Here is a 19,564-nt window from a genome sequence, read left to right on the forward strand (position 1 = left end):
CTAATCAGAATGTTCCAGTAACCGGGAATCGATCAGATGCCCGGCCAGTTTGGAGGCAAAATTTTGTGCTCCCAGCTCGCTGACATGGCATACGTCGCAAAAAAAACGCCCATCCTGAGGCATATTCGCTGCCATATCAAAAAAATGTGCTTGCTTTCTTTTAGCCAGATCTGTCAGTATCTGATTATGCGACTGGATGCCTTTTTTCACATTATCCGCCTGCCCCCATATCGTTACGGGCGACGCATAATGGCAACCTGCAAAATGATCCATATCTTTTTGCTCGCCGGTCAGCTTCACTCCTTCCGGGAAATAGGACGCGTATTTCATCAATAGCAACGCATCTCCGCGCTTGTTCGATATGTTAATAATGTTGGTGAGGTTTTCCCGGTATGGCAAGGCACTTCTAATATTGCTGCCGAATTTCGCAAAACCAGGATCAACCATATCCTGGCTCACATATACTTTCCGGGTAACCTTATCCCGCACACCCCTGATTACCAGCGCGCATACATAAGGAATAACTGTAAAATTAATTTCCGGATGGGCTTGGAGCAGATAAATGTCGCTATACCATTTAATGTGCGCATAATCGGCACAAAAATCTTTGTCAGGGATGCAATTTGCGCGGTTCTCGTTAATGGCCTCGTAATAGATGACCAGGTCAAACCGCTTGTCGGCCAGAAGTTTGTATTTAATAAGGTTATCGAGCGAAGTGTGGCCGGCTGCGGCTGTATTGTAGAAGGCAAACTTTTTTGATTTGCCATATTTCTTTTGAAGGATCGTATCAAGCCGCACTTCCATATTAGACCACGGTGTGCTGATCACCGAACCACCTAGGATCAACACGTCCTGAACATCGTCATCACTCCTGATGTCCTTCCTCATCATCTCTTTGAGTGTCGGATAAAAGCCTGTATACAAGTAATCACCTGGCTTCAAAAATGGATAACCATAGCATACCAGCGCAATTCTGAGGATTATTTCAGTAGCGACGAAAAGGATTACAAAGAATATTAACGAAAAGAGGAACGAACGCCAAGCCATTCTGATAGTATAACGGCACAAAACCTTAGCCGAAAAAGGAAAAATTACCCTTCCACCACACCGACCTGCCTATATACGAACAGAAATTACTTTTGGATCACTACACCATAATTTTAGTTGGTTTATGTTGCTCGTCGAGCGCTACGAAGGTGAATATGCCGGTTACTGCTTTTTCTCGGCCTTCTTCATACATTTTCTCCACAAAAATGTCCACTCGCACCTTCATACTCGTATTTCCGACCGTTTCCACACGCCCGATAAGCTCAATAATGGTCCCCGCGGGAATAGCATGCGTGAAGTCAATACGGTCGGTTGAGACTGTAACACAGCGTAATCTGGAAAAACGGGTGGCGGCAATGAATGCCACTTCGTCCATCATAGACAATGCGGTTCCTCCGAAAAGGGTGTCGTAATGATTGGTGTTATTAGGAAACACCGTTTTAAAAACGCGTGCTTCGGAGGCAATGATCCTTTCTTCTAATGTCAAAACAGTATTATTTTATTTTTTGGCAAAGGTAAAAAAGAGTCACGCCAACAGCGCCTATTCTGCTATTAGTTTTGCCGACTCCGAATCCAGCAGAAATTCTGCATTCATATGGTTCTGTAAAATAGTTGCAGGAAAAGCCGTCGTCACCGGAAATGCCATTGCACGCTGTATCACAGGCGCTTTCTCACTTCCTGCTGCTATCAAAATCGCGGTTTTTGCCTCCATAATGTGCTGGATCCCGACCGTAATTCCCTTGGTGATCGTGGTCGGCTTCTGAAAATACTTTGCCCGACTTCCATTGTCACGTTTTCCAGCTCCGAAACATGGGCATAGCTACCCCACGGCGTTCCGGGTTCATTTAAGGCCAAATGTCCGTTCATTCCCACACCCAGAATGATCATATCCAATCCACCCAGATTTTCAAGAACCTTGTTAACCCGCTTGCATTCTTCTTCGGGATTAATGGCTTTTCCATCAAAAAACACGATCTGATCGGCACGTAAGCCAATTGGTTTTAAAAAATCCTTATTAAGTAAATTCCGGCAGCCGCCATCATCTTCCGCTCCAAAACCGATCCATTCATCGAGGCCGATAAAAACACATTGGGAAAAATCTGTCATGCCTCTTTGATTTGCAGACACCAGGATTTCGAACATGCCCAGCGGCGTGCTGCCGGAGGGCAGACAAATAACGGCGGAAGGTTTTTTGGCCAGTAATGCCATTACACGCTCGGCAGCGGCAAGGCTCATGGCTTTATAATCGGGGTAAATGTTCAGTTTTGGTTTCATTGTTTAAATAAAATGTAGTTAAAAACGGTCTTGAATACATTCTTTTCACCTAAGAAACATTTATCCTTTAAAAACACCAAAAACTGAAAGTCCAATCCTAACTTTACCGCAATAAACCTGATTGTTCATTCTCACTAAATAAAAAATGGAATACCGTATAGAAAAAGATACCATGGGTGAAGTGCAGGTGCCGGCTCATGTATACTGGGGCGCACAAACACAACGCTCGATCCAGAACTTTCCTATTGCTCAGGATATCAATAAAATGCCAAAGGAAATCATCAAGGCATTTGCATATTTGAAAAAAGCCGCAGCCATTACCAACTACGAGGCCGGCATTCTTCCAAAAGAAAAGAGCGACCTAATCGGACAGATTTGTGACGAAATCTTAACGGAAAAGCTCGACGACCAGTTTCCGCTCGTGGTGTGGCAAACAGGCTCAGGAACGCAATCCAATATGAACTGCAATGAAGTGATCGCTTACAGAGGGCATGTGTTGCAAGGTGGCCAGCTGGCTGATAAAACGAAATTCCTTCATCCGAATGATGATGTGAACAAGTCACAGTCTTCCAACGACACCTATCCTACGGCTATGCACATCGCGGCCTACAAGATCCTGATCGATGTCACCATCCCAGGCATCATCAAGCTGAGGGACACATTGAAAGCAAAATCCGAAGCTTTCAGAAATGTGGTGAAAATCGGTCGTACGCACTTTATGGACGCGACCCCGCTTACATTGGGACAGGAATTTTCCGGTTACGCTTCACAATTAGACCACGGCCTGCGTGCGATTTATAACACATTAGCGCATCTTTCCGAGCTTGCGTTGGGCGGAACAGCCGTTGGAACAGGCATTAACACGCCCGAAGGATATTCTGAAAACGTTGCCCGTCACATTGCATCATTAACAGGCCTGCCATTTATCACTGCTGAAAACAAATTCGAAGCATTAGCAGCGCACGACGCGATCGTTGAAGCACACGGCGCATTGAAAACGGTTGCTGTAAGTTTGATGAAGATTGGTAACGACATCCGTATGTTATCGTCCGGCCCACGTTCGGGGATCGGTGAAATCCATATTCCGGACAATGAGCCGGGAAGCTCGATTATGCCGGGTAAGGTAAATCCTACGCAATGTGAAGCCATGACAATGGTAGCAGCACAGGTGATGGGCAATGACGTAGCCATCGGCATCGGCGGTTCCAATGGTCATTTTGAGCTGAATGTTTTCAAACCTTTAATGGCTTACAACTTCCTGCATTCAGCACGCCTGATCGGGGATGTATGCGTTTCCTTTAATGATAACTGCGCGGTGGGCATCGAACCTTTGCATGAGAACATTAAGAAGCACGTAAACAACTCGCTGATGCTGGTAACTGCTTTGAATACAAAAATAGGTTACTACAAAGCTGCTGAAATCGCGCAAACGGCACATAAAAACGGCTCAACGCTGAAAGAAACGGCTGTGGGACTGGGTTACCTGACGCCGGAAGAGTTCGACGCCTGGGTGAAACCGGAAGAAATGGTTGGTGACAATAAATAGTTTTAGATAATATTTAAACAAATGCTCTGCCCGACCGGCGGAGCATTTGTTTTGATAAACGGCTACGCTGATGAACATCCGCAGCACATTGCTGGCAGATCCCATACAATCCAAACGGCGTGCAACGGAAGTAGCTGCTTATGCCTGTCTGGATAGTACGCATTTCCAGGAACTGATGAACTGCTTCCTTGCCAACGATTACAGGCTGGCACAAAGGGCCGCGCAAAGCGTAAGCATTGCCGTAAGCGAGCGCCGCGACCTGATCGCACCGCATATGGGCTCGCTCGTAGACCAGCTCACAAGACCGGACGTTCATGACGCGGTAATCCGCAACAGCGTACGCATTATGCAGGAAACAGAAATTCCCGTTGAGCTGCATGGCAAGGTCATGGACGCTTGTTTTAGTTTCATTCAAAACAGGCAAATTGCAATTGCTATCAGGGCTTTTTCGCTTACAGTGCTTTACAATTTTTCAAAAATTTACCCAGAGATCAAGAATGAACTGGGCATAATTATTGAGGAGGCGATGGAGTTCGAAACGCCTGCATTTAGGGCGAGAGGAAAGAAAATTCTGGCTAACATTAAAAAGCAAAAGCATCCTTAACACAGGTAAAAGTCTTTACTTTACTTCTTTAAAACAAAAAAGCAAATGATCATATACTGCTATTCCATGCTGGATGAGTCACTGAGAAACAACCTTAGTGAAGCACTGCAACCCCACCATACAGTTCATTTCCGGACCGAAACGTCCAGTGAGGAAGAAAGCCTGGCAGCATTTCGTACAGCAGATTATATCTTGGGCAATCCGCCTGTCGGCTGGTTTTCGGAACCAATGGATAAGCTGCAATTCTGGCAGCTGGATTCCGCCGGATTTGACCAGTATGCTTCCGTAAACATCAAGGAAAGCGTCAAAACAGCCAACATGGGTGACTGGTTTGCACGCCCCTGCGCTGAATCCATTGTAGGCGGCGTTTTGGCATTGTATCGCGGCATCGACACATTAACCCTGCTTAAACAAAAATCAGAATGGATCGGCTCGAAGCTGAGAGGTGAGTTGAAGATCCTTTACAAGCAGAATGTTGTCATTCTGGGTGCCGGGACCATTGGATTGTCGGTGAATACGATTCTCAAAGGTTTTGGCTGCACAACACATTTAATGGCACGCACTTCGCCGGAGGCAGACCTGCATTCACAGGAAGAATTATTTGTAGAACTGCCATTCGCGGATCTGGTAATCAACACGCTTCCCGGAACTGCCCAGCATTTCGTAGACCAGACTTTCTTTTCCAAAATGAAAGAACGCAGCGTCTATGCCAGTGTCGGCAGGGGCAGCACCACAGACGAGGATGCGCTGATCGACGTGCTGCAATCTGGCTATCTGGATGGAGCTGTTTTGGATGTAACGGAAGTTGAGCCACTGCCGGAAGACAGCCCGTTGTGGAAATTGGAAAATGTTATTCTCACCCAACACACCGGCGGCGGGCATAGCAATGAGCATATCGGCAAGGTTGATTTGTTCCTTAATAACATCTTCGCAATCGAAAATGGTGGAAATATTGTCAACGAAGTGAACCTGCGTAGGGGTTATTAACCAAATATCAGATTAGTATTTTAAATGCAAGATTCAGAAATAGTCAATAAAATAAAGGAAAAGTATTTCCAAAAATTCGGTCAGTCCTCAAAGCCGGAGCAAGTGAGAGTCTTCCGTTCGCCGGGAAGGATCAACCTGATCGGTGAGCATACCGACTATAATAATGGCTTCGTGCTGCCAGCCAGCGTAGATAAGGCCGTTTATTTCGTCATTGAGCCAAGGGAAGACGACCAGGTAATCCTGCACGCGGCAGATCTGGATGAAACTTATTCATTTTCAGTCGAAGATCTTTCAAAACCAGCGCAATCCTGGGCACATTACCAGCTGGGCATTATTGAGCAGATTTATAAAAAGGGGTTAAAAATCGGAGGTTTCCAAACAACCTTCGGCGGCGACGTTCCGGTTGGTGCTGGCCTGTCCTCTTCTGCGGCGCTGGAATGCTGCCTGCTTTTCGCTTTGAATGAATTATATGACCTGAATCTGGACCGGTTTAGCATTGTAAAAATGTCGCAAAAGGCCGAAAACGAATATGTTGGCGTGCAATGTGGCATTATGGACCAGTTCGCGTCCGCATTCGGCAAAGAAGAATCCGTAATCCGGCTCGATTGCCGCTCATTGGAATACGAATATTTCCCTTTCCCCATGCAGGATTACCTGCTCGTGCTTTGCGATACCAGTGTGAAACATTCACTTGCCAGCTCCGAATACAACACACGCCGTCTGGAATGCGAAAAAGGGATTGCTATACTGCAAAAATATTACCCGGCAGTGCAGAGCCTGAGGGATGCAACGCCTGAAATGGTTGAGACACATAAAGATGAACTGGGCGATATTGTTTACCGGCGTTGCAAGTTTATTACCGAAGAAATCCAGCGCGTTCAGGATGCCTGCGATCTGCTTGTGGAAGGAAATCTGGTTGATTTTGGCAAAAAAATGTACGCAACCCATCAGGGATTGCAGCACGAATACGAAGTAAGCTGCCCCGAACTCGACTTTTTGGTTGACCAGACATTATCGGATCCGAACGTGCTTGGGGCCCGGATGATGGGCGGAGGTTTTGGCGGTTGCACCATTAATCTTGTTAAAAAAGAGGCCGTCGATGCTTTTGAACATAAAATGAAGGCCGCATACCAGGAACAATATCAGATTGAGCTGCCTTGCTATAAAGTGAAAATCACCGCCGGCACAGGAGAGATCATTTGAAACAAATTGCTAACTATCCAGACAAACCTTTAACCTTTCGTATGAAAAAAATATTCGTTTTACTCACCGCGCTGACGGGTTTTTATCTTTTCAGCTGCTCCAAATCAAAAAAAGAAGAAATGATCAGTACGATTTCGAAAGAGTCATTTGGCAAACTCCCCGACGGCCAGGAAGCAGATTTGTACACGCTCACCAATGCCAAAGGCATGACCGTGAACATTACCAATTACGGCGGCATTATCACCAAAATCATGGCTCCGGACAAAAAAGGCGAGTTTGCCGATGTGGTGCTGGGCTTTGATTCACTTGCTCCTTATTTAAAAGAAAATCCATTTTTTGGCGCCTTAGTAGGTCGCTATGGCAACCGGATTGCGAAAGGAAAGTTCACATTAGAAGGCAAGGAATATAACCTGGCCATAAACAACGGACCGAATTCCCTGCACGGAGGAAAAAAAGGGTTTGACAAAGTGTTATGGAAAGCAACAGAGATCAATCAGGACTCCGTTGTAGGCCTTCAACTGGAATATGTCAGCAAGGATATGGAGGAAGGTTATCCTGGAAATTTGACAGTTAAAGTGGTTTACACATTGGATAACGACAATGCATTGAGCATCAACTACACAGCGACAACAGACAAGCCTACGGTCCTCAACTTAACAAACCACTCTTACTTCAACCTTACCGGCCTGAAGAGAGACATTCTGGATCACGAGATCATGATCGAGTCAGACAGCATTGTGCCGGTAGACGCCTCACTGATCCCAACCGGAAAGCTGCGTGCGGTAGAAGGAACGCCGTTTGATTTCAGAAAGTCTACGAAGATCAGTGCAGGAATCAACAAAACAGAAGACGAGCAGATTAAAAACGGCGGCGGTTATGACCATTGCTGGGTGCTAAAACGCTCTGAGCCAGGACTCATGCATTTTGCTACGGCAAAAGATCCTGAAAGCGGCAGGATTCTGGAAGCATTCACAACAGAGCCAGCCGTTCAGTTTTACAGCGGCAATTTCCTGGACGGGTCACTTAAAGGCAAAAACGCAACATACACGAAGCGTTTCGGATTCTGCCTCGAAACAGAACATTACCCCGATTCCCCCAACCAACCCCAATTCCCCTCCACGGAACTAAAACCAGGAGACACTTACCAAACCACAACCAAATATCGGTTTTCGGCTAAGTAACAGCAGTTGCTAAGAATCTAACCAAAGGACAATGACCACAGACCAGAACCGTCTTGAAGTCATTGTCCTTATTTTTTAGAATCTTTTGAGTAATTTTGACTAACACACTATGATATCGATATGCCTAAAATCCTGGAATATTTTAAAGTCATTGCTGCTGAGTATTTGTCTGGGTATAAAATCTTAGTCAAATTTAGTGATGGTACGCAACAGCTTGTGGACTTTGAAGATTTCTTCGTGTCTAACCCGCATCCGCAGCATGACCAGTTCAAAGTCAAAGAGCGTTTTAAGAATTTTAAGATAGAAAAAGGAACCTTGGTGTGGGGTGAAGATTGGGATTTGATGTTCCCTGTCGAACAACTCCATGCCGGATACATTGAAAATTGATCTCAACGAACTAAATAAATACCCCACAATGCTTACCAGAACAGTGAAAATCAGCAATGTTACTAATTTGTCCGATGCGCGTTATTGTGCAGGGATGGGTGTTGAGATGCTGGGTTTTTCGATTGACGAAGATTCTCCCAATTATATTTCTCCCAAAAAATTTGAAGACATTTGTTCCTGGCTGGCGGGCGTGAACCTTATTGCGGAAACTGCCCAAACGGATCCTGCAAAGATCATCGAGGCACTGGCGCTGTATCCCGTACATTCCGTGCAAGTGGAATCACCCGGGCTCTTAAATTATCTCAAAAGCGAGCTGAACCTGCCGCTGCTCCTCCGAATCAGCGTAGACCTTTACGAAGCGGGCGAAATCAGTTCTATACTAAGCCGTTACGAGGGAGAAGTTTCCCATTTCCTGCTCGAAAGCGATAACGAAGCCGAACTAACAGAAAACTGGATGCAAGTGCTGGGCAACCTGGCGGGCGAATATCCGATCCTGATCGGCTTTGGCCTGGACAATGAATATACAGTAAGCGCATTAACCGAGCTTTTCCCAAACATTGGCATTGCATTGCGCGGAAGCGAAGAAATCCGCCCGGGTTACAAGGATTTCGGCTCCATGATGGACATTCTTGAAGCTTTGGAAGAACAATAAGTCCCTAAAAAGTCCACTTATAAGTCAATAGTTAAACGCTTTCCTTAAAAAAACCCGCTCAACACGCCCTCCCGCCGATAATAATTTTCCGATTTGCAGTATCTTGCATTACCTACTACCTTTGATTACAAATAAACGCTAAGCTAATCATGGAAAAGAAATTGCATCGCATACCTGACCACGCAGTTTTAGGAGGAGTTGCTTCCGGACTTGCCCAATATTTTAATATTGACGTTGTTATAGTTCGAGTATTGCTTGTTGTCATGCTGCTGCTCCCTATTCCACCCACATTCGGAATGACCGCATTTATATACATCATTCTATGGGCAGTGCTGCCAACAGGACCGGCCGGGACAATTTACACGACAAATACGTCATTCGATCCAACGCCTAACACGCCTTCCGACCCGGTTTGGGACAAGAAGAAATCCGATCAAACGGTGATGGTTCTGGGTGGTGTGCTGATCTTTTTCGGAGCTGTGATGCTGGTGGATGATTTCCCGCTTTGGTATCAGTTTAAACAATATTTCTGGCCCATCGTGTTGATCGCAATCGGCGCGTTTCTGATCCTTCGCCAACGTGATAAAGATCATCATGGCAATACAACGGTGTATCCTACAACGCCTCCACCGCCAGTTGATCCCATTGCGCCAGATCCTGAACCACAGCCTTATACACCTTTTACACCATCATCCACAACAACCACGACCACCACGCATTTTCCAGAAGATCCTGAGGCCAGGAAACCGGATGACGAGGATGATCAAGTGATTAAAGTGAACTAGTATACTGAGTTTAATATTCTTCGATTTAACACCATTAACCATACATAGCCATGAACTTTCGAAACATTTTTTGGGGTGTTATCCTCATCATTGCCGGATCTCTTTTTTTAATTGAAGAACTGACTGCATTTGATTTTGGCCGCTTTTTCTGGCCTATTATCCTGATCACGACCGGCGCTCTTTTGCTTTTGCGTAATTATTTGAGTTCTGATATTTCCAACCGTTCAAACATTTAAGACGATGAAAAACTCACGCGGTATAGTTTGGGGTGGATTGCTGGTCATATTTGGAATGCTCTGGCTGCTTCGGAATATGAATCTCCTGAACGTTAATTGGGACGAGATTCTGCCTTACTGGCCTGTTTTACTAATCATTGCAGGCGCATTACTGATCGCCAAGGGCAATGAAGACAGGGGACTAGGAGGACTGATCGGCCTATTGATCACACTCGCAGTGTTTGGTGGCATTGTTAACAAAACGGACAAAGCCTTTGACCGGCACGCCGACAATTGGGATTGGAACTGGAACGACGACGACGACGATGACAGGAATTTTGGTTATAACGACAACGACCACAATGATCATGATTCCGATAATCACGAGGATCGGGACGAAGATTACGAAAACGACCGTGATAACCGGGATGGCAAAAAGCCGATAAATGGCAATTACAAGTATGAAATGGAGGATTTTATTCAAAAAGCCAATTTTCATCTTGAAGGCGGCGCCGGATCTTTCACATTGAACGGCAACACGCAGAAACTTTTCGAAGCGAATACGAAGAGCACATTTGTTGGTTTTTTGTCAAACACATCCATTAACAAGCTTGATAATTCTGCGACTGTCAACCTTAAAATGGAAGAAGGCAATGTAAAGATCAAGAAAGGAGAAATCTCAAATCAGGCAAACATTCATCTGAATGAGCGCCCGGTATGGAACATTGACCTGGGCATTGGCGCCGGAAAAGGCGATTTTGATTTCAGCAATTATAAGGTTGAAAAACTGAAAGTAAGTACTGGCGTCGCCGATATGGACATTAAAATGGGCGATAAAATGACCACCTCCAACATTGATATCGAAGCGGGTGTCGCTTCCGTCACTTTGGAACTGCCCCGCTCAGTCGGTTGCGAAATGCATATGGATGGCGCTTTGAATGCAAAAAATATGGATGATCTGGATAAAATCAGCAATGGGCTTTACCGTTCTCCCGATTTTGAAAGTGCTTCCAAAAAGATCATTATACACTTCGAAGGCGGTCTGACCAGCGTCAATATCAAGCGCTACTAAGACGCCCAGAAGTATAGAAATGAATATCTTTGCAGCCTATCGCAACGATATTCATTTTTTTATGCCTTTTAAAATCACCTGCTCTCTGCTCGTTTTGCTTTTCGTATCTGGTCAAAGCTTTGCGCAAAAAGCAGAAAAAGAATCAGTTAAGAATGTAAAAATTCCAGCTATTGAGCACAAAATGATTGAGCAGGGATTGGTGGACATTCAAAAACTGGATTCGAGCATTAAAGTTGAGCTGAAATATTCGACCGTGGATAATTTTGTAGGAAAAGACGTTTACGGAGACCTGAAACGTGCTTACCTGCAACCGGAAATGGCAAAGCGCCTCGTTAAGGCCAATGCGCTTTTAAGAAAAAGCCATCCGGGTTACACATTGCTTGTTTACGACGCAGCGCGCCCAAATTCCGTGCAATATGCATTATGGGATGCATTGGATAACCTGAAAATCCCTGCCAAAAACAAGAAAATGTACGTCGCAGATCCAAAGATTGGCTCCAATCATAACTTTGGCTGCGCGGTGGACTTGACAGTGGTTGACGGAAAAGGAAAACCATTGGATATGGGGACCAAATATGATTTCTTCGGCCCCCTGGCCTATCCGCGCTCCGAGCAGGAAATGCTGCAAAAAGGCAAGCTAACTCAACAGCAGATCAGTAACCGCCACATTTTGAGAACCGCAATGAACCAGGCCGGTTTCAAAACAAATACAACCGAATGGTGGCATTTTGACGGCATGTCCAAAGCTCAGGCGCGTGCGAAATACGGCATGATCAAATAAACTATTCCTTCCTGACCGTGCTCCCGCCCGACGTTTTCTTGTCCACATTTGGGTTGCCTTTGTAGCGGACATTACTGGCGCCGCTCGCATCCACTTTCAGAAATTCCGAAACGCAAACCCGGGCCGAGCTGGCTCCGGACAATTCTAAGTCCGACTCCTGGGCAATGAGATCAAATGCATCCAGCTGAGAGGCGCCCGAAAGGTCGCCATCGAGATATTTTCCTTCACCAAGCAGAAAAAGCTGAGAAGCCCCCGAAAGATCAAACTTAAATTCACGGCCGGAGCCCTCAAATTCCACCTTCGACGCACCTGATAATTCAAAATCAAGTCCGGGTAGATTTTCAAACCCAACCAATTTGGCCTTTACTGCGCCCGAGAAATTGACGGATTGAATGTCCGGCATCGTAATGTCAATATACATCGGTTCGCGGCGGTTGCGATATCCATTTTTGTAACGCGCATGCAATTTCCCGTCTTCAACAAATAAATCGAGATCGTCCAGATCATTGAGCTCGCCTTTTGCAGAAACAGAAAAAGAACTTCCAGCAATCACATTTACGCGAAAAGCATCGCCCATTTCCAGCTCGTCGAAATTACGGAAATCGTACGTCCTGGTGCCTTCGCCACGTGGCGGAATGTCGTCCTGCGAATCGACGTAAACACAAGATTGGAAAACAAATGCGAGGAGCGCAAGCGTGAGGGAGAAAAATAATTGTTTCATAGCTAATAAATAAAATTTTAAAATATGGCTAATAGACGTTCACTGGCGTCTTTTATCCATGACATGTGAATTCTGGAATCCCCCTATCCGAAAAAAAAATATTTTGTAATAGGGGGAATCAGGCGGTTGGTTGTCTCAGTGAAAAGCGACTTAAACTTGGCAGCGACCGCTCTTCTTTATCGGAAACCATTAATCGACGGAGATTTTTTATTTTTGACCGAAAATCAAAAATACAATTTGGTGTACGCTACCGACCCGGATATCGTCCATGCCATCAGGCGGGGCGATGAACAAGCTTTTGAGCAGACTTTCCGACAATATTATCAGCGGCTCTGCAATTATGCCTGCACCCTTCTCAAAGATGAAGAAGAGTCGGAAGAGGTTGTGCAGACCGTTTTTCTGACGATTTGGGAGAAAAGGGAAGATCTTGAAATCACATTATCATTGAAATCCTACCTCTATCGTGCTGTTCACAACCATTGCCTCAACCGCTTCAAGCATGCGTCGGTGCGGCAGGTCCATAAAGAACACACATTGAATTTCGGAGCCCAATCCTATGAATCGGTAACAGAAGTGATCCACGCAAATGAACTGGAAGAACGAATTGAAAAAGCAGTGAGCACATTACCGGAACAATGTCAGAAAGCATTCAGGCTCAGCCGCTTTGAAGAACTGAAATATCACGAAATTGCGGAACAACTGGGCATTTCGATCAAAACAGTCGAAAACCAGATTGGTAAGGCGCTGAAAATATTGCGCGTTGAACTTGCAGATTATCTGCCCGGAATGCTTTGGCCGGTTTATTTTATTGTTGAACAGCTAACCAGATCGTAACCATGAACTTATCTCATGACAACATTTCGGAGGAGCTGTTAGCACGTTACCTGGCTGAAACCGCATCCGAACAAGAAATTGAACAAGTGAATGCCTGGCTGGCGCAATCGCCTGATAACGAACGCGAATTGGCCACTTACAGGCTGATCTGGGACCATTCTGCACACGCTGCAAAAACCAGCTTCCCGGTCAATACGGATGCAGCCTGGAACAAGATGAAAGCGAAAATGGCCAAGCCTGCGCCAGCCATTTCTCCTGAAATTCCAAAACCGGAAGCCCGTGAAATTGAATTTATTCCAAACCATTCAAAACGCAAATTCCCCGTAACGATGTGGGCTGCCGCAATGGTCGCTTTGGCATTGCTGGCATTCGGATGGTTTCATTTCCAATCCATTAAATCCAGTGAAACGCAGCGCATTGCTACGACCAACAACACCAGCGACAACGTGCTGCCCGATGGAACCAAGGTTTTCTTAAACTATAATTCTTCCCTGACCTATCCCGCCGATTTCAATGGCGATTTGCGGACCGTTTCCTTGCAGGGAGAAGCATTTTTTGACGTAAAGCCCGATGCCGCGCATCCATTCGTAATCAATGCAAACGGAACGGAAATCCGCGTTTTGGGAACATCATTTAATGTAAAAGCATACAAAGAAGCACCTGTCCGCGTGGATGTTTCGACTGGAAAAGTGGAAGTTAGCAAGGCTTCCAGGAAAATCCGGCTAATAAAAGGGCAAGGCGCCGAAGTGCTTGATGACACGATCAGAAGTCTGGAAGCAAATAGGAATATGATGAGTTATCATACGCAAGTCTATGATTTTAATGCGGCCGATCTCAACGAGGTAATCAATTCAATCCGTGATGGTTACCATGTGGATGTCCGCCTTTCTAATCAGCAGATCGCGCAATGCAGGCTTACTATCCGTTTTGAAAAAGAACCTTTGGATGCTACGCTTTCGGTCATTGCGGAAACATTGGATCTGGATCTGAGAAAAGAGGGAAAAACTTACTGGCTTGACGGAAATGGCTGCCAATAGTTTTTTCAGATATAAAACAAGCATTGCATTAGCCTGGCTTTTGCTGTTGGCCGGTGCCGCCACAGCTCAGGAATTACTCGAAAAAAAGATTTCGCTGAATGTTACCAACCGTCCGCTGGACGAAACATTGCAAAAAATCGGCGACCTCGGTGGTTTTAGCTTTTCTTACAGCCCGGATATGGTGGATGTTAAGGGAAGGGTTTCTATTCAAGCCAAAAACCTGAGCGTCAGGGAAATTCTAACGGCTATTTTCAAAGATAAAGTTTCATTCAGAGAACGTCGCAGATACATTATTCTTCAAAAAGTCGAAGCTCCAAAAGACGAAAAGCCCGAAAATTTCAATCTGAACGGCTACATTATCGACAATAAAACCGGCAGAAAGCTGGCTAATGCGAGTATTTATGAATCGGCAACACTCGCTTCTGCGGTGAGCAATCAATATGGTTATTACAAAATACGCCTGCCAGTTTCGTTGACGGCCGTTCGGCTGGAAGTCAGGAAAGAGGATTACATTGGTAAAACCATTTCAATTGCGAGCAGGGAGGATAAATATTTACAAATCAAGCTTAATCCGGACACATTAAAGCCGCTCTCAGGAAAGGCGGCCCGCGCAGTTTCAATGATGGATTCGCTGCATCATAAGGTGGCAATCCCGCAGTTTGAGATCGTTTCGGAATCCGATTTCGAGCCGGACACGGTTACAGAACAAGTTGCCGCTAGCCGGCCAGAATTCAATCTTGCCAGGGAATCCGAGAAGCTTAAAACCACTTACCGCAAAGTTCAGAGCAGTTTTGTAAGTGCATTCGCCTCTGCCAAGCAGGCCATTCACACACGCAACATTCAGGATACATTATATCGCCCTTTCCAGGCATCGATCTTACCATTTTTAGGGACAAATCATGAGCTGAGCGGAAATATTATCAACGATTATTCCGTCAACCTGATCGCCGGTTACTCGCTAGGCGTGAATAAGTTGGAAGTCGGAAGTTTACTGAATGTCGTTCGGGGCAATGTAAATGGATTTCAATTGGCTGGCGTAAGCAACATTGTGGGCAAGGATGTGAGCGGCTTTCAATATGCCAACTTTTTGAACATTACATTAGGAAGCATTCATGGTTTTCAGGGAACAAATTTCATTAATTACATCGGGCGAAATCTGAGAGGTTTTCAGGTTGCCGGCGTGGGTAATGTGGTCGTTGGAACATTGGAAGGATACCAGCTTTCCGCTGGCTACAATTATGCGCATACCGTCCGCAGCGGCCACCAGATCGGCCTTGTAAATTATGCGGATTCATCTGCCACGACGCCTTTCGGGATTTTCAGCTACGTCCGCACCAATGGTTACCGGCGCTACGAATTCTCAACGGATGAATTCAACTATTTCAACGCTGCCTTTAAAACCGGCGTCAGTTCGTTTTACAATATTTTCAGCCTGGGAACCAACGGATTTGCTAACGACAAGCCGCTCTTAACACTAGGCTACGGATTCGGAACAGCCCAAAACCTGGGCAAAGGCTGGGGCATCAACGCGGACCTGACCGCAAACCTGGTCCTATTCAAAGACGAACCGCTGGAAGACGTCGAAACAGGCCTTTTTAAAGCAAGTATTGCCGTTGAAAAAAAGCTGGGGAGGAAGTTTGCGTTATTTGCGGGCCCGTCCGTTAACCTGCTTACCAGCAAGCATTCCGGCATAATGGACACAGAAAAATCAAGAGGCCTCAGCCCAATCTGGCTTGGCGGGAGACCAGACGACTCCCGCAAAACCTATGGCTGGGTCGGCGTGCAAGCGGGGTTCCGGTTTTGTAATTAATTAAAAACCAATCCGCTTTCTGCCGTTCTGAATGGCCGCACCGCCGACAAACTCGCGCAATTCCGCCAGTTCTTTTTCAAAACCACCTGATAAGATCGGAAAGCGGCACCAGCTCCTTGGGTCCAGATTCAGATCATCCAAATGGAATGAAGGCGCATAACGTTCACGTTTCCACTGGTTCCGGCTCCAAAGCTTGAAGAAGCGCTCGGTCCAGGCCAGCAGCTGCTCGGTTGAATAAATCCCTTTGTAACGAACCTGCAAATTACGATAGGCTTCTAAGGGCGACTTTTTATCCCTTATAGCCAGTTTTTCCAATGCATTCAAAAATTCATAAGGCATCAAATCGACTTCATCGGTTTGCGTTTGGGCAAGCGGCCTAAGCTCGGCGGTCGGCTGTAAGCTGTTCACTTTTTTCAACCCTTCGATCTTAATGAGCTTGCCTCTCACCTCACAACCAGCCGTTTCCAGCCAGCGCAGCCATTGGCGCAGATAATGTTTGTCAATCCCGGCCAGCGGACTAATGCTGCCCGCCGTGTCGCCGTCCATGGTGGCATAACCCACCGCCGCTTCGGAGCGGTTGGACGTGGATAAGAGCAAATGATTCGTCAAATTGGTCAGCAGCCACACGCTCGGGGCACGCACGCGCGCCTGAATGTTCTGCAACGCGATGTCATCCTGCTCCCAGGTTAACTTCCTGCCAATCTGATCTTCAATCAAGCCTTTGTACGTTTCGACAAGGCCATTGATATGAATATTATAAAAAGTAGAACCAATGGATTCCGCCAGCGACTGCGCCGATTCAAGCGTATCCGTAGAGCTGTTCTCGGTTCCCTGGTAAATGTTATGGATCAAAGCCAAAGCCAGATCTTCCTCTGTTTTGGCCAATTGAATTTCTTTGATATAGCCTAATTTCTCCTTAAACCGCTCCATACCAATGCTTTCGTCGGCCAACCGGATCATCAGCCCGCACAATGCCGTGCAAGCGCAGGAATCCGCGCCGCCGGAAAGCGAGATTGTAAAACCATTGGAACGACTTTTCCGCAGATAGTCAAACAAAGCGAGGCAAACGGCTCGTGCAAACTCTTCTTCCTTGATCGCACCGCCTTTTTCAAAAGGCTCAATGTCAGGAACCTGCGGCAACACCGGCTCAATTTCAGGAAAATCAAAACGTCCCGCCGCACGCCATGTGCGGTCTTTGTTGGCAACTGTAATTTTGCTTTGAACCTGGCTCAATCGCGTGTATTCAGTATCAATCACCGCCGTCGTGATCAGGAAATCTTCATAGCTGAACCGCGGGCTCGATACCAGCAGATCACCATTGGAAGCGATCATCGCATCTCCATCATAAATAGCCCTACCCGCCTCATTACCAAGCAAATTGGTATAAATATAACTGCAAGAAAATGCTCTCGAAGCATCCACAACGAGCTTTTCACGCGTCATGAATTTGTTAAATGCAAAGTGGCTCGCGCTCGGGTTGAGGATAATGTCCACGCCCCTTTCGTAATGCCTGCGCGCGGGGCGGTTGGAAACCCAGCCGTCCTCACAGATCTCAAAAGCCACTTTTACGCTATTCGAGCCACCCAGGATCGGGCCCATAACAAGATCAAAAACAATGTCGCCGATCGGATACAGCATTTGGTTCACCTCAATGCTCTCCACAATGCCCGGCTGCCACGGCCTAAACCAGCGTGCTTCGTAATGGATGCCATTATTGGCCAAAAATTGCTTGCAGTAAAAACCCTGGATCTGCTTGTTGGCGATCAGACAAGCCGCGTTGTAAATGCTGCCGTTATGCCGCACCGGCAAGCCCACCGCCACGACCATTCCGGCCGTTTCCTGCACGATTTCCAGCAGACATTCCTTGGCCTGCTCCACCAGGTCGGGCGCGAAAAAATAGTCCTCACAACCATAGCCCGAAATACACAGTTCCGGCAGACAAAGCAGGCTTACCTGCTGCTTTCTGGCTTCACTAATGGCATTTATAATGTTCTTCGTGTTCCCCTCCCACGCCATCGGCGTCTGATTCACTACTCCGGAAGCTACTTTGATCAATGGCATAAAAACGATTCTGGTTTGTGCCGGCAACTTAATAAAATTGCTTGTGCGTACCGGCAAATGTTTTTCCCTATTTTTGCCAAACATAAAAATTAACCGGTAGATTCCTCTTGCAATTCCCCTCATTCATCGCAAAACGCATCCGTCACAATGAAGCAGGCTCGTTTTCTGCCACCGTTTCGCGCATCGGCGTTGCCAGTATTGCCATCGGGATTGCGGTCGGGATCATTGCATTTGCCGTGTTACTGGGTTTTAAGCAAACCATTCGCCAGAAGATATTTTTGTTTGGTGCGCATATCAATATTTCCTCGTTTGCAGTCGGCAACACTTACGAAGAAGCTCCGCTTTTTGTCAAAAACCCCATTACCGAAGCATTGCCTAAAATCCCCGAAATTCTTCGCTGGCAAGGCGTTGCGCATAAATCCGGCATTCTTAAAACGACCGACGAGATCAAAGGGGTGATACTCAAAGGGGTTGGCCAGGATTATGACTGGAAGACATTCAAACAAAACCTGATTGCGGGAAAATTAATTACCAATAAAGACTCGACATCGATCAAATACGGCTATTCTTCGGAAATCCTGATCAGCCATAAAATCGCTACGCAGCTGCGGCTAAAATCAGGTGATAATGTGATTATGTATTCCATGCAAAATCCCCCGCGCCCGCGAAAACTGACCGTTGTGGGCATTTACGACACGCAAATGGAGGAATTTGACAATAACCTCATCCTGGGAGACATTAGTCTCGTGCAACGGCTCAACGGCTGGGGGAAAGATTCCGTCGGGACTTATGAGGTGTATTTAAAGGATTTTGATAAACTGGATGAAGTTGCGGCGGTGCTCAGAAGGACGCTCCCACCGTCCATTTATCTGCAACGTGTCACCAGTATTTTTCCTCAGATTTTCGACTGGCTTTTGCTGCTGGATCGTAATACGGCCGTTTTTCTGACATTGATCCTTTTCGTCGCCTGCTTCAACATGATCTCGATTTTACTGGTCATGATCATGGAAAGGACACCTTTGATCGGTCTTTTGAAAACATTAGGAAGCCCGAATAAACAGATCCGGATGGTTTTTTTCCGCGTGGGGCTTCATATGGTGCGCAAGGGCATCATCATCGGAAACATTGCGGGGCTGCTTATTTGCTGGATCCAATATCAATTCAAAGTCATTGCGCTCGACCCTGTCAATTATTATATGGACACTGTGCCCATTGTCTTTGACTGGCCTATTTTCTTCATGGTCAATGTCATCACCATTGTCATCTCCGGCCTCATTTTGCTGATCCCAACATTAATCATTTCCCAGATCACACCGATTAAGGCGCTTTTATTTAAGAAATAGTGCTCTGGAAGATTGTTTTGTTT

At 46.1% G+C, this 19,564-nt stretch carries 21 protein-coding genes; 15 read left to right on the forward strand and 6 right to left on the reverse strand.

The annotated features are described in order from the left end of the window. The 4 genes from G395_RS0101105 to G395_RS28370 form a co-directional block, all read right to left on the reverse strand. A complete protein-coding gene (locus G395_RS0101105) occupies positions 1-1,047 on the reverse strand; it encodes a hypothetical protein (RefSeq protein ID WP_026628360.1) in 1,047 nt (348 codons plus the stop codon). Positions 1,048-1,147: 100 nt separating this feature from the next. After that, on the reverse strand, positions 1,148-1,534 hold the full coding sequence (locus G395_RS0101110) for an acyl-CoA thioesterase (protein WP_026628361.1): 387 nt from the start codon (positions 1,532-1,534) through the stop codon (positions 1,148-1,150). A gap of 54 nt (positions 1,535-1,588) precedes the next feature. Next, positions 1,589-1,759 (reverse strand): 6-phosphogluconolactonase, encoded by a 171-nt coding sequence (locus tag G395_RS32620; RefSeq protein ID WP_229203904.1) that lies wholly within the window; start codon positions 1,757-1,759, stop codon positions 1,589-1,591. Next, positions 1,735-2,322 (reverse strand): 6-phosphogluconolactonase, encoded by a 588-nt coding sequence (locus G395_RS28370; protein WP_229203905.1) that lies wholly within the window; start codon positions 2,320-2,322, stop codon positions 1,735-1,737. Before G395_RS28370 ends, G395_RS32620 begins: the two co-directional genes overlap by 25 nt. A 145-nt stretch (positions 2,323-2,467) precedes the next feature. On the opposite strand from G395_RS28370, the gene fumC reads away from it, so the two are divergent. From fumC to G395_RS0101170, 11 genes are all read left to right on the forward strand, one after another. Next, positions 2,468-3,868, forward strand: coding sequence for a class II fumarate hydratase (gene fumC, locus G395_RS0101120; RefSeq protein ID WP_026628362.1), 1,401 nt, complete (start codon positions 2,468-2,470; stop codon positions 3,866-3,868). Between the two features lie 70 nt (positions 3,869-3,938). Next, complete coding sequence (locus tag G395_RS0101125; RefSeq protein ID WP_026628363.1) at positions 3,939-4,472, forward strand: HEAT-like fold family protein; 534 nt, start codon at positions 3,939-3,941, stop codon at positions 4,470-4,472. A 45-nt stretch (positions 4,473-4,517) separates the two neighbouring features. Then, positions 4,518-5,459 carry a D-2-hydroxyacid dehydrogenase gene (locus G395_RS0101130; RefSeq protein WP_026628364.1) on the forward strand — a complete coding sequence of 314 codons (942 nt, stop codon included), beginning with the start codon at positions 4,518-4,520 and terminating at the stop codon, positions 5,457-5,459. Positions 5,460-5,483: 24 nt separating this feature from the next. After that, a complete protein-coding gene (locus tag G395_RS0101135) occupies positions 5,484-6,662 on the forward strand; it encodes a galactokinase (protein WP_035360198.1) in 1,179 nt (392 codons plus the stop codon). 41 nt (positions 6,663-6,703) lie between these two features. After that, positions 6,704-7,843 (forward strand): aldose epimerase family protein, encoded by a 1,140-nt coding sequence (locus G395_RS0101140; RefSeq protein ID WP_026628366.1) that lies wholly within the window; start codon positions 6,704-6,706, stop codon positions 7,841-7,843. A gap of 120 nt (positions 7,844-7,963) precedes the next feature. After that, positions 7,964-8,230: a DUF2442 domain-containing protein gene (locus tag G395_RS0101145; RefSeq protein ID WP_051349917.1), complete on the forward strand. Its 267-nt coding sequence runs from the start codon at positions 7,964-7,966 to the stop codon at positions 8,228-8,230. Positions 8,231-8,258: 28 nt separating this feature from the next. Next, complete coding sequence (locus G395_RS0101150) at positions 8,259-8,882, forward strand: hypothetical protein (RefSeq protein WP_026628368.1); 624 nt, start codon at positions 8,259-8,261, stop codon at positions 8,880-8,882. A gap of 149 nt (positions 8,883-9,031) precedes the next feature. Beyond that, positions 9,032-9,667, forward strand: coding sequence for a PspC domain-containing protein (locus tag G395_RS0101155; RefSeq protein ID WP_026628369.1), 636 nt, complete (start codon positions 9,032-9,034; stop codon positions 9,665-9,667). Positions 9,668-9,717: 50 nt separating this feature from the next. Then, the gene (locus tag G395_RS0101160; protein WP_026628370.1) at positions 9,718-9,903 is read left to right on the forward strand and encodes a LiaI-LiaF-like domain-containing protein; all 186 of its coding nucleotides are present in this window, start codon (positions 9,718-9,720) and stop codon (positions 9,901-9,903) included. A 4-nt stretch (positions 9,904-9,907) separates the two neighbouring features. Then, the gene (locus tag G395_RS0101165; RefSeq protein ID WP_026628371.1) at positions 9,908-10,954 is read left to right on the forward strand and encodes a toast rack family protein; all 1,047 of its coding nucleotides are present in this window, start codon (positions 9,908-9,910) and stop codon (positions 10,952-10,954) included. Between the two features lie 19 nt (positions 10,955-10,973). Further along, positions 10,974-11,735, forward strand: coding sequence for a M15 family metallopeptidase (locus G395_RS0101170; protein ID WP_229203906.1), 762 nt, complete (start codon positions 10,974-10,976; stop codon positions 11,733-11,735). 1 nt (position 11,736) lies between these two features. Here G395_RS0101170 and G395_RS0101175 read toward each other — a convergent pair whose 3' ends face one another. Beyond that, entirely contained in the window at positions 11,737-12,456 is a 720-nt protein-coding gene (locus G395_RS0101175; RefSeq protein WP_026628373.1) for a head GIN domain-containing protein, read from the reverse strand. Positions 12,457-12,696: 240 nt separating this feature from the next. Here G395_RS0101175 and G395_RS0101180 point away from each other — a divergent pair, with 240 nt between their 5' ends. From G395_RS0101180 to G395_RS0101190, 3 genes are read left to right on the forward strand one after another with little or no spacing between them, the layout of a single operon-like run. Continuing rightward, a complete protein-coding gene (locus G395_RS0101180) occupies positions 12,697-13,290 on the forward strand; it encodes an RNA polymerase sigma-70 factor (RefSeq protein WP_035360281.1) in 594 nt (197 codons plus the stop codon). Between the two features lie 2 nt (positions 13,291-13,292). Further along, positions 13,293-14,327, forward strand: a complete 1,035-nt coding sequence (locus G395_RS0101185; protein ID WP_026628375.1) for a FecR family protein — start codon at positions 13,293-13,295, stop codon at positions 14,325-14,327. Beyond that, positions 14,314-16,137, forward strand: coding sequence for an STN and carboxypeptidase regulatory-like domain-containing protein (locus G395_RS0101190; protein ID WP_229203907.1), 1,824 nt, complete (start codon positions 14,314-14,316; stop codon positions 16,135-16,137). The genes G395_RS0101185 and G395_RS0101190 overlap by 14 nt, the downstream gene beginning before the upstream one ends. Here G395_RS0101190 and nadE read toward each other — a convergent pair whose 3' ends face one another. After that, the gene (gene nadE, locus G395_RS0101195; protein ID WP_026628377.1) at positions 16,138-18,198 is read right to left on the reverse strand and encodes an NAD(+) synthase; all 2,061 of its coding nucleotides are present in this window, start codon (positions 18,196-18,198) and stop codon (positions 16,138-16,140) included. A gap of 107 nt (positions 18,199-18,305) precedes the next feature. Here nadE and G395_RS0101200 point away from each other — a divergent pair, with 107 nt between their 5' ends. Beyond that, a complete protein-coding gene (locus G395_RS0101200; protein ID WP_026628378.1) occupies positions 18,306-19,541 on the forward strand; it encodes an ABC transporter permease in 1,236 nt (411 codons plus the stop codon). Positions 19,542-19,564 lie beyond the last annotated feature (23 nt).

This window comes from Dyadobacter alkalitolerans DSM 23607 (genome assembly GCF_000428845.1).
GTDB lineage: Bacteria > Bacteroidota > Bacteroidia > Cytophagales > Spirosomataceae > Dyadobacter > Dyadobacter alkalitolerans.

What these genes read in the sequence shown, in the direction of transcription:
- G395_RS0101105 (WP_026628360.1), bottom strand. Translation starts at nt 1,047, where the DNA reads ATGGCTTGGCGTTCGTTCCTCTTTTCGTTAATATTCTTTGTAATCCTT.
- G395_RS32620 (WP_229203904.1), bottom strand. Translation starts at nt 1,759, where the DNA reads ATGGAGGCAAAAACCGCGATTTTGATAGCAGCAGGAAGTGAGAAAGCG.
- G395_RS28370 (WP_229203905.1), bottom strand. Translation starts at nt 2,322, where the DNA reads ATGAAACCAAAACTGAACATTTACCCCGATTATAAAGCCATGAGCCTT.
- fumC (WP_026628362.1), top strand. Translation starts at nt 2,468, where the DNA reads ATGGAATACCGTATAGAAAAAGATACCATGGGTGAAGTGCAGGTGCCG.
- G395_RS0101125 (WP_026628363.1), top strand. Translation starts at nt 3,939, where the DNA reads ATGAACATCCGCAGCACATTGCTGGCAGATCCCATACAATCCAAACGG.
- G395_RS0101130 (WP_026628364.1), top strand. Translation starts at nt 4,518, where the DNA reads ATGATCATATACTGCTATTCCATGCTGGATGAGTCACTGAGAAACAAC.
- G395_RS0101135 (WP_035360198.1), top strand. Translation starts at nt 5,484, where the DNA reads ATGCAAGATTCAGAAATAGTCAATAAAATAAAGGAAAAGTATTTCCAA.
- G395_RS0101140 (WP_026628366.1), top strand. Translation starts at nt 6,704, where the DNA reads ATGAAAAAAATATTCGTTTTACTCACCGCGCTGACGGGTTTTTATCTT.
- G395_RS0101145 (WP_051349917.1), top strand. Translation starts at nt 7,964, where the DNA reads ATGCCTAAAATCCTGGAATATTTTAAAGTCATTGCTGCTGAGTATTTG.
- G395_RS0101150 (WP_026628368.1), top strand. Translation starts at nt 8,259, where the DNA reads ATGCTTACCAGAACAGTGAAAATCAGCAATGTTACTAATTTGTCCGAT.
- G395_RS0101155 (WP_026628369.1), top strand. Translation starts at nt 9,032, where the DNA reads ATGGAAAAGAAATTGCATCGCATACCTGACCACGCAGTTTTAGGAGGA.
- G395_RS0101160 (WP_026628370.1), top strand. Translation starts at nt 9,718, where the DNA reads ATGAACTTTCGAAACATTTTTTGGGGTGTTATCCTCATCATTGCCGGA.
- G395_RS0101165 (WP_026628371.1), top strand. Translation starts at nt 9,908, where the DNA reads ATGAAAAACTCACGCGGTATAGTTTGGGGTGGATTGCTGGTCATATTT.
- G395_RS0101170 (WP_229203906.1), top strand. Translation starts at nt 10,974, where the DNA reads ATGAATATCTTTGCAGCCTATCGCAACGATATTCATTTTTTTATGCCT.
- G395_RS0101175 (WP_026628373.1), bottom strand. Translation starts at nt 12,456, where the DNA reads ATGAAACAATTATTTTTCTCCCTCACGCTTGCGCTCCTCGCATTTGTT.
- G395_RS0101185 (WP_026628375.1), top strand. Translation starts at nt 13,293, where the DNA reads ATGAACTTATCTCATGACAACATTTCGGAGGAGCTGTTAGCACGTTAC.
- G395_RS0101190 (WP_229203907.1), top strand. Translation starts at nt 14,314, where the DNA reads ATGGCTGCCAATAGTTTTTTCAGATATAAAACAAGCATTGCATTAGCC.
- nadE (WP_026628377.1), bottom strand. Translation starts at nt 18,198, where the DNA reads ATGCCATTGATCAAAGTAGCTTCCGGAGTAGTGAATCAGACGCCGATG.